The sequence below is a fragment of the Caulobacter sp. GW821-FHT09B08 genome, from assembly GCF_059418225.1.
The window spans coordinates 111963-125899 of the sequence record NZ_JBWKPL010000005.1 but is presented as its reverse complement, the minus strand read 5'-3'; the positions used below and the strand labels follow the sequence as shown (position 1 = coordinate 125899).

The following is a 13937-nucleotide window of genomic DNA, read 5'->3' as shown; positions in this document are numbered from 1 at the left end:
TTTATCCCCTCGTTCTTGCATGACCGCCGGCTTTGGAACCGGTCGACAACCAAGCCTCGGGGGCGGGGAACCAATAAGTCAACGATTACGTATCGATATTATTTGGATCGAAATGCGGAACGCCGCGCGGACAGGCGGCCAGCGCCGCTGTCTCAGGCGCCGAGATATTGGGAAAACGATGTTTTCTGGAATGAGAGACGGGAATCGGATCGCATCGAAGACGCGATGGCGAGCGGACGCGCAGCCTTATCCACCAATTCGTGACGGGGACGCCGAACCAAAAGCCGGGTCGCGCGTTCAGAGGCCCTAAACGGAGCTTTACAGTATGCACCTGCGCCGCCCCTTCGACGCCGTCGCCCTTCCGACCTCGAGCGTCCGAAACGAGGACTAAGGCCCGCTCCGCCCGGCGATAGTTTCGCCCCTTTCGCTTGCCTTCCCGACCTCACCCGTTAGGCAGGTCGCACGCCCTTCCCTTCTTTCGAGACCTGCATGTCGCTGAGCCAATCTCGTCGCGCGTCGCCCACACGGTCGAACGTTGAAAAATGGTCGGCCGCCGGGCTGGCGGTCGTGCTGGCGTTCTTCCTGATCAGCGGCACGATCGCCTATCGCAATGTCGAGATCCTGCGCGCCAACAACCAGAAGATCATCCACACCCATGCGGTGCTGATGTCGCTCAACGCGGTGCTGTCCTCGGCCCAGGATGCCGAAACGGGGCAACGCGGCTATCTGCTGACCGGCGACAAGAAGTATCTGGAGCCCTATGAGCACGCGGTGGCCGAGGTCGGCGCACGGATCGACGCCGTCGGCTCGCTGACCCAGGACAACCCCGTCCAGCAGAACAACCTGGTTCCCTTGCGCCGCCACGTCGACGCCAAGCTCGCCGAGCTGAAGGAGACCATCGACCTGCGCCGCGACCAAGGCGCCCAGGCCGCTCTGGCCATCGTGGGCAGCGACCGCGGCAAGCTCGAGATGGACGCCGTCCGCTCACAGCTGGACGTGATGCGCCGCGAGGAGCAACGCCTGCGCCAGATCCGGCTGGCCGAGATGGACGCCGCCTACAGGGCGGCCCTGGTCACGGGTGTCACCGCCAGCCTGCTCGGCGGCTTCCTGACGATCGCCGTGTTCGTCCTGATCCGCAGGGCCGCCCGCATCCGGGCCCGGCAGGAATGGCTGCAGTCGGGCCAGGTGGGCTTGGCGGAGACCATGATGGGCGACCTGTCGGTCGAGGAGCTGGCCGACAGCATCCTGGGCTTCCTGGCCAAGTTCGTCGGCTTCCAGGCCGGCGCGCTCTTCAAGGGCGAGAACGGCGCCTATCACCGCGTCGCGGCCCTAGGCATCCCGGCCGACGCCGATGTCACGACGCGCTTCCGGGTCAAGGAAGGCCTGCTGGGCAAGGTGGCCGCCGAGGGCCAGCCCACGATCATCCGCGACGTGCCCGACGGCTATCTGACCATCGGCTCGGCCCTGGGACGCGACAATCCCCGTCACCTGATCCTGGTCCCCACCCGCGCGGACGACCAGGTCAACGCCGTCATCGAGCTGGGCTTCCTGCACCCCGTCGACGATCTGGTCCTGGAACTGCTGGACCAGGCCTCCGGCTCGATCGGCGTTGCCCTGCGCTCGGCGCGCTACCGCGCCGAACTGCAGGACGCCCTGGAAGAAACCCAGCGTCAGTCCGAGGAACTGCAGGTCCAGAGCGAGGAGCTGCGGGTCTCCAACGAGGAGCTGGAGGAACAGGGCCGCGCGCTGAAGGAGTCTCAGACGCGACTGGAGCAGCAGCAGGTCGAGCTGGAACAAACCAACAGCCAGTTGGAGGAGCAGGCCCAGACGCTGGAGACCCAGCGCAACGACCTGGAACGCACCAGCGCGGCCATCCAGCTGAAGGCCCGCGAGCTGGAACAGGCCAGCCAGTACAAGTCAGACTTCCTGGCCAACATGTCCCACGAGCTGCGCACGCCGCTCAATTCGCTGCTGATCCTGTCCAAGCTGCTGGGCGACAACGCCGACGGCAATCTGTCGGGCGAGCAGGTCAAGTACGCCCAGACCATCCAGTCGTCGGGCAACGACCTGCTGACCCTGATCAACGACATCCTGGACCTATCGAAGATCGAGGCGGGGCATGTCCAGGTTCGTCCCGAGGACGTTCCGCTGGAGATTCTGGCGCAGGACCTGAAGCAGCTGTTCCAGCCGGTCGCCAACGAGCGCGGGCTGGGCTTCGAGATCGACCTGGCGAACGACAGCCCGACGCTGATCGAAACCGACCGCCAGCGGCTGGAACAGGTGCTGAAGAACCTGCTGTCCAACGCCTTCAAGTTCACCGAGAAGGGCGGCGTGCGACTGTCGATCCGGCCGGAGGGCGCCGACAGCCTGGCCCTGGCGGTGACCGACTCCGGAATCGGCATCGCTCAAGAACAGCAGGAAGCCATCTTCGAGGCCTTCCGCCAGGCGGACGGCACCATCAGCCGCAAGTACGGCGGCACGGGCCTGGGCCTGTCGATCTCGCGCGAGCTGACCCGCCTGCTGGGCGGATCGCTGACGCTCGAGAGCCGGGTCGGCGAAGGCAGCACCTTCACCGTCACCATCCCCCTCGCCTACGACCCGGCCCGCGTCGCGCCCCGCGACCAGCCCGCCCGCGCCGAGCCCGCCTCGGTCGCCGCTCCGATCAAGGCGCGTCCCAGCAAGCCCGCTCCCGCGCCCCGCAAGGTCGAGGACGACCGCGAACGGCTGACCGAAACGCGACGCATGCTGCTGGTGGTCGAGGACGACGACGCCTTCGCCGGCATCGTCCGCGACCTGGCCCGCGAGATGGGCTTCCAGTGCCTGGTGGCCGGCACCGCCGAGGAAGCCCTGAACCTGGCCAAGGAGTTCAAGCCCAGCGCCGTGGTGCTGGACGTGGGCCTGCCCGACCAGTCGGGCCTGGCCGTTCTGGACCGCCTCAAGCGCGACGACGCCACCCGCCACATCCCTATCCACGTCGTCTCGGCCGCCGACCACGCCCAGACCGCGCTGTCGCTCGGCGCGGTGGGCTACCTGGTCAAGCCGGTCAAGCGCGAGGAACTGGCCGGCGTGCTCCAGACCCTGGAGTCCAAGCTGACCCGCACCGTGCGGCGGATTCTGATCGTCGAGGACGACGACGTTCAGCGCGAAGCGGTGGGCAAGCTGCTGTCGTCCGGCGACGTCGAGACCGTCGGCGTCGGCACGGCGGCCGAGTGCCTGGAGCAGCTGCGCCAACAGACCTTCGACTGCATGGTGCTGGACCTCTCCCTGCCGGACGCCTCGGGCTTCTCGCTGCTGGAGACCCTGAGCCAGGACGACGGCCACGCCTTCCCGCCGGTCATCGTCTATACCGGCCACGACCTGTCGGCCCACGACGAGCAGCAGCTGCGCCGCTATTCCAACTCGATCATCATCAAGGGCGCCAAGTCGCCCGAGCGCCTGCTGGACGAGGTCTCGCTGTTCCTGCACCAGGTGGTGTCGGCCCTGCCGCCCGAGCAGCAGAAGATGATCCAGAAGGCCCGCAACCGCGACGCGGTGCTGGAAGGCCGCCGCGTGCTGATCGTCGAGGACGACATCCGCAACGTCTACTCCCTGACCAGCGTGCTGGAGCCGCGCGGCGCGGTCGTCCAGATCGCCCGCAACGGCCAGGAGGCGATCGAGGCGCTAAACGCCTCGGCCGAAGACCCCGCCCAGGCCGTCGACCTGGTGCTCATGGACGTGATGATGCCGGTCATGGACGGGCTGACCGCGACCCAGACGATCCGCAAGGACGCGCGCTGGGCCAAGCTGCCGATCCTGATGCTGACCGCCAAGGCCATGCCCGACGACCAGGAACGCTGCATCGCGGCCGGCGCTAACGACTACATGGCAAAGCCCATCGATGTGGACAAGCTGCTCTCGCTGGTCCGGGTCTGGATGCCTCGGTGAGCATGACCTGTGTCCAGTAAGATCGAAGACCTCGAGATCCAGCTGCTGCTGGAAGCGCTGTTTCAGCACTACCACTATGATTTCCGCCACTATGCGCGGGCGTCGATCAAGCGACGCCTGACCCAGGCGCGGGAGCAACTGGGCTTCGGCAGCATCTCGGCCCTGCAGGAGCGCGTGCTGCACGACCCGTCCATGCTGCCGCGCCTGCTCGACTATCTCACCGTGCAGGTCAGCGAGATGTTCCGCGACCCGTCGTACTTTCGGGCGCTGCGCGAAAAGGTCCTGCCGCACTTGCGGACCTATCCCTCGCTGAAGGTCTGGATCGCCGGCTGCAGCGCCGGCGAGGAGCTCTATTCGCTGGCCATCCTCTTCCGCGAAGAGGGCCTCTACGAGCGGACCCTGTTCTACGCCACCGACATCAATCCCGAGGCGCTGCGCGCGGCCGAAGCCGGCGTCTATCCGCTGGACCGGATTCGGAAGTTCACCGAGAACCACCAGAAGGCGGGCGGCCGCTCGTCGCTCTCCGACTACTACACCGCCGACTACGGACGCGCGGTGTTCGACAAGACCCTGCGCGAGCGCGCGGTGTTCTCCGACCACAGCCTGGTCACCGACTCCGTCTTCGCCGAGATGCACCTGATCTCCTGCCGCAACGTGATGATCTATTTCGACCGGCCGCTGCAGGACCGGGTCATCGGCCTCTTCCGGGAATCCCTGGCCCGCAAGGGTTTCCTAGGTCTGGGCTCCAAGGAGAGCCTGCGGTTCTCCGAACATGCCGACGGCTTCGTCGACTTCGTGCCGGGCGAGAAGATCTATCAAAGGCGCGAGCCATGACCGCCACGGGGCCCCAGGCGGTGGTGATCGGCGCGTCGGCGGGCGCCGTGCAGGCCCTGCTGACCATCCTACCCGCCCTGCCCGCCGACTATTCGCTGCCGGTGATGGTGGTCGTCCACGTGCCGCCCGACCGGGGCAACGTGCTGATCCCGCTGTTCCAGACCAAGTGCCGGATCGCGGTGAAGGAAGCCGAGGACAAGGAGCCCGCGACGGGCGGCGTGGTCTATTTCGCCCCGTCCGACTACCACCTGCTGGTCGAGGAAGGCGGCGCCCTGGCCCTGTCGACCGACGAGCCGGTGAACTATTCGCGCCCGTCCATCGACGTGCTGTTCGAAAGCGCCGCCGACGCCTACGGGGCGGGCCTGGCCGGCGTCATCCTCACCGGCGCCAACCACGACGGCGCCCTGGGCCTGAAGGCGGTGCTGGACGCCGGCGGCGTGGCGATCGTGGAAGACCCCGCCGGGGCCTATGCGCAAGCCATGCCCCACGCGGCCCTGGAAGCCTGTTCGACCGCGACGGTCATGAACCTGGATGCGATCGCATCCTATCTGTCGAGTTTGGGGGCCGCACGATGATCGCGGACAAGCCTATCAACTTCCTCCTGGTCGACGACCTCGAGGAGAACCTCCTGGCCCTGGAGGCGCTGCTGCAGCGCGAGGGCCTGGTCTGCCTGAAGGCCCGGTCGGGCGAAGAGGCGCTTGAGCTGCTGCTGGCCCACGACGTCGCCCTGGCCCTGCTGGACGTCCAGATGCCCGGGATGGACGGCTTCGAGCTGGCCGAGTTCATGCGCGGCAGCGCGCGGACGATCCACGTGCCGATCATCTTCCTGACCGCCGGGACCGCCGACATCCAGCGCCGGTTCCGCGGCTACGAGGCCGGCGCGGTGGACTTCATCCAGAAGCCGATCGAAGCCGACATCCTGCGCAGCAAGGCCAATGTGTTCTTCGACCTCTACCAGCAGCGCCGGCAGATCGAGTTGCAGCGCGACGAGCTGGAGGCCGCCGCCCAGGCCCTGCGCCGCGCCGACCGCCACAAGGACAGCTTCCTGGCCGTGCTGGCCCATGAGCTGCGCAACCCCGTCGCCGCCCTGAGCGGCGGGCTGCACCTGCTGAGCAAGGACCTTCCGCCCGAGCGCTCCAGCGACATCCGCACCCGGATGGACCGCATGCTCACCCACCTGTCACACTTGGTCGACGACCTGCTGGACGTCTCGCGCGTCAGCCAGGGCAAGATCTCGCTCAAGAAGGAGCGGATCGTCCTGGACGAGATCCTCCAGTCGGCGATCGAGGCCAGCCAGCACAACATCGACGCCGGGGACCACCGCCTGGTGACCGACATCGCCGCCCAGACGGTGTGGCTGGAAGCCGACCACACCCGGCTGGCGCAGGTGGTGGCCAACCTGCTCAACAACGCCGCCAAATACACCCCGCCCGGTGGCGTGATCACGCTGCGGGCCTATCAGATCGGCGACCTGGCCGAGATCACGGTCGCCGACACCGGCGTGGGCATTCCACCCGAGATGCAGTCGCGGATCTTCGAGATCTTCGCCCAGGTCGAGGAACACCTGACCAAGGCCCAGGGCGGGCTCGGCATCGGCCTGGCCCTGGCCAAGCAGCTGGTGGCCCTGCACGGCGGCGCGCTGGAAGTGGAGAGCGCAGGCGAAGGCATGGGCAGCACGTTCAGCGTCAGGATCCCCGTCGCCGGCCCGCCGGATGCAGAGTCTCCGGTCGCCGTGCCTCAGACCGCGTCTTAAGGGCTACTTGCCGCGAGGCCGTTCCGCATAGACCTCGAGCATGCGGCGCAGCAGGATCACTGACTTCTCGATTTCCTCGGGGTCGGGCGCCAGGACCTGGGCGATGGAGAGGCCCCGCACCGCCCAGACGACCAGGCGCATGGCGGTCATGGAAGCTGTCCCGCCGTTCTCGCCGAACCAACGCCCCAGCAGGGTCAGGGCGTTCTGCTCGATCTCGGCCTGGAGCGGGGCCAGGCGGTGGGTCAGGTCCGGATCGCTGCGCGAGCCCTGCAGGATCTCCAGCACCGCCACGCCGGACGGCCGGCTCAGCACCTCCCAGACGATTTGCGGGAAGGCGTAGAGCCGCTCCTTGGGATCGGGGATGGCCGACAGGCGCGCGTCGTAGATGGCCACCTCGTCGTCAAACACCGACTGGACGACGAACATCATCAGGTCCACGCGGGTCGGGAACTGGTGGAGCATCGCGCCCCGGCTGAGCCCGGCCTCCTGGGCCACCAACAGGGTCGTGGTCGCCGCATAGCCCTTGGTGTGCAGGCAGCGGATCGTCGTCTCCAGCAGGATCCGCCGCGTCTCGGCGCTGCGTTCGGCCTGGGTCCGGCGGCGAGGACGGGTCGAGGCGGCGGCGGTGTCGCGGGTCTGCAAACCTTGAGTCATGGCGGGAAGATCACGGCAACCGCGTTCGCGGTCCAGCCTCTTCGTCAAACGGCGGTCAGCGTACACGCTGGGCCAGGGTCCGCATGGCGGCGTAGCCGTCGCGGTTGGGGTGCACGCCGTCCAGCGACCACCCCGGCCGCATCGCGCCTTCGGGCGTCGTCAGCACGGCGTGATAGTCGATGAAGGTCAGGTTTTCGCGACGCGCGTAGTCGCGCAGCCAGGCGTTCAGGCGCGCGATCTCCGGTTCCGGCGTCACCTCGGGCCGCCAGAAGAACTTGGCCGCCGGCGGGATGCTGGCCAGGACGACGCGGATGCGGTGGACCCGCGCCAGCTCGACCATGGCCATGATGTTGCTCTGGAAGTCGCGCTCGCTGGTCGGCCCCTTGTTGCCGGCGATGTCGTTGCTGCCGGCCAGGATCTGGACGACGCGCGGCTTCAGGTCGATCACGTCGGAGCGAAAGCGCACCAGCATCTGGGCGGTCGTCTGGCCGCCGATCCCGCGCCCGACCACATCCGGCCCGAACAGGTCCGGATCGCCCAGAACCCAGTTCTCGGTGATGGAGTCGCCGAAGAACACCACGCGCGGCGTATGGCCCGAGGCGACCAGGGCGTCGTTGTCGCGGCGATAGCGGCACAGCCCCGCCCAGTCGGCCTCGTCCCGGGCCTTCTTGGCGTCGTTGTAGGTGACGAAGGCCGGGTCCTTGGTCAGGGCCAGCATGCGCGGCATGTCGACCCTGCCCGGCGCGACGAAGGCCGCGTTGAACGCCCGCACCGGCGGCGGGACCTCCAGCGGCGGCGGACAGGGCTGGTCGACCATGCCGAAAAGCGCGGCGGGCTTGGTTTCCGGCGCCGCCTGGCGCGCGTTGGCCGGACCGTCCGCGAAGACCGCCAGGCTCAGTCCGAGACCCGCCACGAGCAGGCGGCCACACAGGCTGTTCATCGAGGTGTCCCGCCGAGGAAGGGGGTGGGCGAGCGGCCCAAGGGAGATCGGTACGCTCGCCCGGGAGAGCCTTAGAAACTCAGGCTCAACTTCGCGCCGACCGTGCGGAACGCATCGGGGCTGACGATCTTCTCGTAGCCGCCGGCGTTGATCAGGTTCAGCGAGGGATAAGGCGCGTAGAAGCGCTTATCCAGCAGGTTGCGAGCGTAGAGCCCCAGTCGCCAGCCGCCGTCGTCGCGGCCAACGCCCATCGCCGCGTTGAGCATGCCGTACGCGTTCACCATCGACTTGGGATCGGCGGTGATGGCGTAGGCGTCGTCGCGCCACGACCAGTTGACGCTGGCGTCGAACTTCAGATCGGCGGTCACCGGACGCTCGTAGGCGGCGTTGAGGTTGTAGCTCCACTTGGGCGCATTGGTCAGGCGCTGGCCGTCATAGTTGGCGACATAGGTCGCGGTCGTGCCCGGCAGGATGTAACAGCCCTGGCCGACCACCGTGGAGGTCGGCTGGCCGGTATAGCAGGCGCCGGTGTAGTCCTTGAACTGGGCGTCGCTGTAGCTGAGGCTGCCGCCAACGGTCAGGCCCTGCGCCAGGCGGATGTGGGTCTCGAACTCGATCCCTTGCGCCCGCATCAGGCCCGCGTTGGTCAGGCCCAGCCGCGGCGTGGCCGAGGTCAGGTCCAGGGCCTGGGTCTGGAAGTCGCTGAAGTCCGAGCGGTAGATAGAGGCGTTCAGGGTCATGCGACCGTCCCACAGGGTGGACTTCACACCCAGCTCGTAGCTGTCGACCGTCTCGGGCTTCACCGGCTTGATCTGGCCGTTCAGGGAGTCGATCGCCGGTCCCTTGTAGCCGCTGGCGTAGGTCGCATAGACCATCAGGTCGCGGTTGGGCTGGTACTGGACGCCGACGCGGCCCGAGACGTTGTCGGCCGACACCTGGCCCGAATAGGGCAGCAGGGTCCCGTAGGTGAAGTAGCCGGGCACGGCGCTGACCTTCAGGTCGCCCGACACCTCGTCGTTGGTGTAGCGCAGGCCGCCGATCAGCTTGAAGACGTCGTTGACCGCATAGGTCGCCTGGCCGTAGGCGGCGTAACTCTTGGTCTTGCTGGTCTGATCGCGACGGCCGAACAGCACCGCCGGCGGATAGGCCGGGTTGCCGGTCGAGAACTTCAGGAAGTCGCCCTTCTGGGTGGTCCAGCCGCTGACCTCGGTGTTCAGGTAGTAGAGGCCGGCGACGTACTCCAGCTTCCCGCCCGACGGCGAGGTGATGCGCAGTTCCTGGGTGAACTGGTCGCTGTCCAGGCCCCCGTCGCTGAAGTTGAAGATGTCGATCGGCGCGTGGTCGATGTCCGTCAGCTGGGTCATCTGGGACTTGCGATAGGCCGTGATCGAGGTCAGCGTGAAGCCGCCGATCCGGTAATCGGCCTGGCCCGAAACGCCCTGGACCGTGGTGTCGGCCTTCCAGTCGCCGTCCTGGTAGCTGATGTAGGTGTTCGGGCCCGGCTTCACCGCGAACGAGTTGAACAGCGCGTTGTAGCGCGGGTTGATCCCCAGCGTGTGGATGATGGCCGCGTCGCGGGCGAAGGCCTTCTGGTAGTCGGCCGCCACCACGAAGGTCAGGTCGTCGGTCGGCTCCCACAGGAGCTTGCCGCGTACGCCCTTGTTCTCGCGGTCGCCTACGTGGCCGCTGGTGCGCACCGCATAGGGGATCGCGCCGTCCTGGCTGTTGTAGAAGCCCGACACCCGCACAGCGGCCGTCTTGCCCAGCGGCAAGTTGACCACGCCGCGCGCGATCTGCTCGTCGCGCTCGCCGTACGACAGATCGACCTTGCCGGAGGTCTGTTCCAGTTTCGGGTTCTGGGTGACGATCTGGATCACGCCGGCCGAGGCGTTCTTGCCGAACAGCGTGCCTTGCGGGCCGCGCAGCACCTCCACGCGCTCGATATCGGCGAAGCCGGCCGCGCCCGGGTCGCGGGGCAGGCCGATGATCACGCCGTCCACCACCAGGCCGACGGTCTGCTCGACGCCGCTGTCATAGGTCTGGGTGCCGACGCCGCGGATCTGGTAGCCGCCGCCGTTGGCCACCGGGTTGGTCGACGAGAACGTGACGTTCGGGGCCAAGTATTGGATGTCTGACACTTCGCGGAAGTTCGACGCCTCCAGGGTCTTGCCCGAGACCGCCGTCACCGCCACGGGCACGTCCTGCAGGCGCTGCTCGCGCTTGGTGGCGGTCACGATGATCGCGTCCAGGCTGGTAACTGAAGACGAGGACGGCGCGGCGTCCTGCGCGCTCGCGGTCGTGGCGCAGAAGGCGCCCAGCATCGCCGTTCCCAGCAGGGCGGCGCGGTAGGTGCCAGCAGTCGTTCGCATTTCCCAATCCCCTCGTTGTTCCATTGCGGGGCGCTCTTTGCCGTTCGCGACGCCCTCACTTACAGTCAATTATGATTGTTTGTTCTCTGGCAAGCAGATTCACGATCAAATCTGACTGTTTTTGAAATTGATGTGTCTTTTTCGTCTCTTACCGAGATTTCCGGACCTGACACGCAGGCGCGCGACCTCGGCGGCGTCCCGCGAAGGACGCCGGCCGGGCCGTGCCGGTACCCCGCGATGGTGGCGCGAAGAGCGCCTTAGGGCTTGGCTGCCAGGGCCTTCAGATCGGCGTCGACCTTGGCCACCGCCTCTTCGCTGATCTTGTCGGAGGCATAGGGCTGCAGCTGGCGCAGGCTCATGGCCTTGAACTGCTCGAAGGCCGGATGCGCGGCGAGGTTGGGCAGGGTCTTGTCCAGGGCGGCCTTGGCCGCCGGATTGGCCACGATCGCCTCCAGCGGCGTATCGGCCGAGAAGCCGGCCGCCGCAGCGGCGGCGGGCGCCGGGGCCGGAGCGCTCTGGGCCAGGGCGGGCGTGGCCGCCATCAGGGTCAGGGCCAGGGCCGTCACGATACGCATTCAGTTCTCCCGCGCTGGGTCCGCAGACCTTTTTGTTGCGCGGACGATAGCAACGCAATTAACATACAGTCAAGATCGCTTGTAAATTAGATCAAGGATGGGAGCCTTTATGCGTCAGCGCGCCTTCGCCCTGCTGGGATCGACCTGCCTGGGAGCCGCGCTGTCGGCCGCCGCCCTGCCCGCTACCGCCCAGCCGGCCCTGATGCCGCAGCCTGTCTCCGCCACCTGGAGCCCGGGCGAGCTGAGGCTGGACGGCGCCTTCGTCATCGATTCGAGCGGCTGCCCCGCCCCCCTCGCCGCCCTCGCCGCGGCCCGCTTCCAGCGCGACGCCGCCAGCCTGACGGGCATGGTTCCGCGCCCCGGTCCGAAACTGAACATCGCCTGCCGCGCCGATCCCGCCGCCGAATCCTACCGCCTGAACGTCACCACCGACGGGGTGAGCCTGGACGCTGACGGACCGTTGGGCGTGCTGCGGGGCCTGGCCACCCTGCGCCAGCTGATCGCGGTCAATCCGCCCGGCGCCGCCCTGCCCTTCGTGGCCATCGACGACGCCCCGCGCTTCGAATGGCGCGGCGTGCTGATCGACACCGCCCGCCACTTCATGACGCTGGAGACGGTGAAGCGGCAGATCGACGCCATGGAGCGGGTCAAGCTCAACGTCCTGCACTTCCACCTGTCCGACGACCAGGGCTTCCGGGTCGAGAGCAAGCGCTATCCCAAGCTCCAGGCCACCGGCGACGGTCAGCACTATACCCAGGCCGAGATCCGCGAGTTGGTGGCCTACGCCGCCGCGCGCGGGGTGCGGATCGTTCCCGAGTTCGACGTGCCGGGCCACACCCGCGCGATGGCGGAGGCCTATCCGCAATACGCCCTGGCCCCGCTCAAGCCCGCCAACGCCCTGGCGGCCATGGACCGCGCGCTCGATCCCACAAAGGAGGAAACCTACCGCTTCCTCGACGGCCTGTTCGCCGAGATGGGCGGCCTGTTTCCCGACGCCTATTTCCACGCCGGCGGCGACGAGGTCAGCGACGCGGTCTGGCTGGACCATCCCCAGGTGCAGGCCTTCATGAAGGCCAAGAACCTGGCTTCCAAGCAGGCTCTGGAAGGCTATTTCCACACCCGCGTCGCCGCGATCCTGAGGAAGCACGGCAAGACCATGATCGGCTGGGAGGAGGTCGCCGCCACCGGCGCGGTCCCCAAGGACGTGGTCGTCCAGGCCTGGCAGACCTCGAACGCCACGGTCGACGCCGTCGCCAAGGGCCACCGCACCATCGTCTCGGCCGGCTACTACCTGGATCTCCTGAACCCCGCCTCGTTCCACTACGCCCTCGATCCGCTCGACACCTCGGCCGCCGGCCTGACGCCGGCCGAGGCCGAGAAGGGCCGCAAGCTGTCGCCGATCATGGCCGCGATCCTGACCGACGCCCTGGTCGCCAAGCCCCTCCCCTCGCTGACGCCTGAACAGGAGAAACTGGTGCTGGGCGGCGAGGCCCCGCTATGGGCCGAGATCGTGACCGACGAGGTGATCGACGCCCGCCTGTGGCCCCGCGCCGCCGCCCTGGCCGAGCGCTTCTGGTCGCCCCGCGAGGTGCGCGACGTCGACGACCTCTATCGCCGCCTGCCGATCGTGCAGGACCAGCTACGCATCCAGGGTCTGCGCGACCAGGCCAACACCGCCCGCATGGCCGCGCGCCTGGCGCCGGGCCAGTCGGAAGCCGTCCTGACCTTGCTGGACCTGGTCGGCCCGACCCGCAACATGGCTCACGACCACCGCATCCTGGCCATGCTGCGCGGCCAGAAGATCGTCCAGGACCTCAACGGCCTGGCCGACGCCGCGCCGGTCGACAGCCTGGTCGCCCACCGCTTTGAGGCCCGGGCTAAGGCGTGGGTCGGCGGTGATCGCACTCAAGGCGCGGCCCTGCGCGCGGACCTTTCCGCCTGGCGCGCCAACGACGCCCGCTTCCAGGCCGTGGCCAAGGGCCGGCCGGCGCTGGAGGAAGCCCTGCCGATCTCGGCCGATATCGCCGCCCTGGCGCAGGCGGCCCTCTCGGCCATGGACGCCGTCGAAGCCGGCAAGCCGATGGCAGAGGCCGACCGCGCCCAAGCCCTGGCCGTGCTGGCCCGCGTGGAGGCCTTCAACGCCGCCTCGGCCCGGCCGCTGTTCAGCTTCATGGGCAAGCAGCCGCCCGCCGACCTGATCATCAAGATCGCGCCCGGCGTGCGGACCCTGGTCACGGCGGCGACGCGTTAGAATGGAGAGCCAACCTCTCCGCGCCCGCCGCACCCAGGCCGAGCGCAGCGACGACACCCGCGCCCGGCTTCTCGAGGCGACGATCCAGTGCCTGCACGAAAGCGGCTACGCGGCCACCACCACCCTGCTGGTCGCCCAACGGGCCGGGGTCAGCCGGGGCGCGATGCTGCACCAGTTCCCCACCAAGGTGGACCTGATGCTGTACGTGGTGCGGGCGGTCTATGACCGGGAGGTCGAGGAATATGTCGCTCGCCTCGGCCACATCCGCGACCTGCGCGAGAAGCTGCTGGCCCTGCCCGAGGCGGCCTGGGAGGTGCTGAGCCGCCCCTCCGGCGTGGCCGTGCTGGAGGTGCTGCAGGGCTCGCGCAGCGACCCGGAACTGGCCGAACGCCTGCTGCCGATGCAGAGCATGATTGAGACGGAATCCTTCGCCTGGGCCCGACGCTTCGACGACATCTACGGCGCCCCGGTCACCACGCCCCTGCTGCGCCTGATGGTCTGGACCGTGCGCGGCCTGTCGGTGGCGCGGACGCTGGACCCAACCGCCGACCTCGACCGGGCGGTGGGCATGATGCGCGACATGGTCGCCGTGCTGCTGGATCCCGAGGCGAAGCACGACATCCGCCTCGGCTGAGAC

At 68.1% G+C, this 13937-nt stretch carries 10 protein-coding genes; 6 read left to right on the top strand and 4 right to left on the bottom strand.

What is annotated here, in order from left to right; all coding sequences use genetic code 11:
• Positions 1 to 489: 489 nt before the first annotated feature.
• The 4 genes from AC07OA_RS15670 to AC07OA_RS15655 are packed head-to-tail and all read left to right on the top strand — an operon-like array spanning position 490 to position 6511.
• Entirely contained in the window at positions 490 to 3924 is a 3435-nt protein-coding gene (locus AC07OA_RS15670) for a response regulator (RefSeq protein ID WP_494664747.1), read from the top strand.
• Between the two features lie 9 nt (positions 3925 to 3933).
• On the top strand, positions 3934 to 4758 hold the full coding sequence (locus AC07OA_RS15665) for a CheR family methyltransferase (RefSeq protein WP_494664746.1): 825 nt from the start codon (positions 3934 to 3936) through the stop codon (positions 4756 to 4758).
• Positions 4755 to 5333 carry a chemotaxis protein CheB gene (locus AC07OA_RS15660; RefSeq protein ID WP_494664745.1) on the top strand — a complete coding sequence of 193 codons (579 nt, stop codon included), beginning with the start codon at positions 4755 to 4757 and terminating at the stop codon, positions 5331 to 5333. Before AC07OA_RS15665 ends, AC07OA_RS15660 begins: the two co-directional genes overlap by 4 nt.
• Entirely contained in the window at positions 5330 to 6511 is a 1182-nt protein-coding gene (locus AC07OA_RS15655; protein ID WP_494664744.1) for a hybrid sensor histidine kinase/response regulator, read from the top strand. Before AC07OA_RS15660 ends, AC07OA_RS15655 begins: the two co-directional genes overlap by 4 nt.
• A 3-nt stretch (positions 6512 to 6514) precedes the next feature.
• On the opposite strand, the gene AC07OA_RS15650 is transcribed toward AC07OA_RS15655, so the two are convergent.
• From AC07OA_RS15650 to AC07OA_RS15635, 4 genes are all read right to left on the bottom strand, one after another.
• Positions 6515 to 7165 (bottom strand): TetR/AcrR family transcriptional regulator, encoded by a 651-nt coding sequence (locus AC07OA_RS15650; protein WP_494664743.1) that lies wholly within the window; start codon positions 7163 to 7165, stop codon positions 6515 to 6517.
• Between the two features lie 55 nt (positions 7166 to 7220).
• Positions 7221 to 8105 carry a GDSL-type esterase/lipase family protein gene (locus AC07OA_RS15645; RefSeq protein WP_494664742.1) on the bottom strand — a complete coding sequence of 295 codons (885 nt, stop codon included), beginning with the start codon at positions 8103 to 8105 and terminating at the stop codon, positions 7221 to 7223.
• 71 nt (positions 8106 to 8176) lie between these two features.
• On the bottom strand, positions 8177 to 10474 hold the full coding sequence (locus tag AC07OA_RS15640) for a TonB-dependent receptor (RefSeq protein ID WP_494664741.1): 2298 nt from the start codon (positions 10472 to 10474) through the stop codon (positions 8177 to 8179).
• 257 nt (positions 10475 to 10731) lie between these two features.
• On the bottom strand, positions 10732 to 11049 hold the full coding sequence (locus AC07OA_RS15635) for a hypothetical protein (RefSeq protein ID WP_494664740.1): 318 nt from the start codon (positions 11047 to 11049) through the stop codon (positions 10732 to 10734).
• A gap of 109 nt (positions 11050 to 11158) precedes the next feature.
• On the opposite strand from AC07OA_RS15635, the gene AC07OA_RS15630 reads away from it, so the two are divergent.
• A complete protein-coding gene (locus tag AC07OA_RS15630) occupies positions 11159 to 13300 on the top strand; it encodes a beta-N-acetylhexosaminidase (RefSeq protein ID WP_494664739.1) in 2142 nt (713 codons plus the stop codon).
• 1 nt (position 13301) lies between these two features.
• Positions 13302 to 13934 carry a TetR/AcrR family transcriptional regulator gene (locus AC07OA_RS15625; RefSeq protein ID WP_494664738.1) on the top strand — a complete coding sequence of 211 codons (633 nt, stop codon included), beginning with the start codon at positions 13302 to 13304 and terminating at the stop codon, positions 13932 to 13934.
• Positions 13935 to 13937 lie beyond the last annotated feature (3 nt).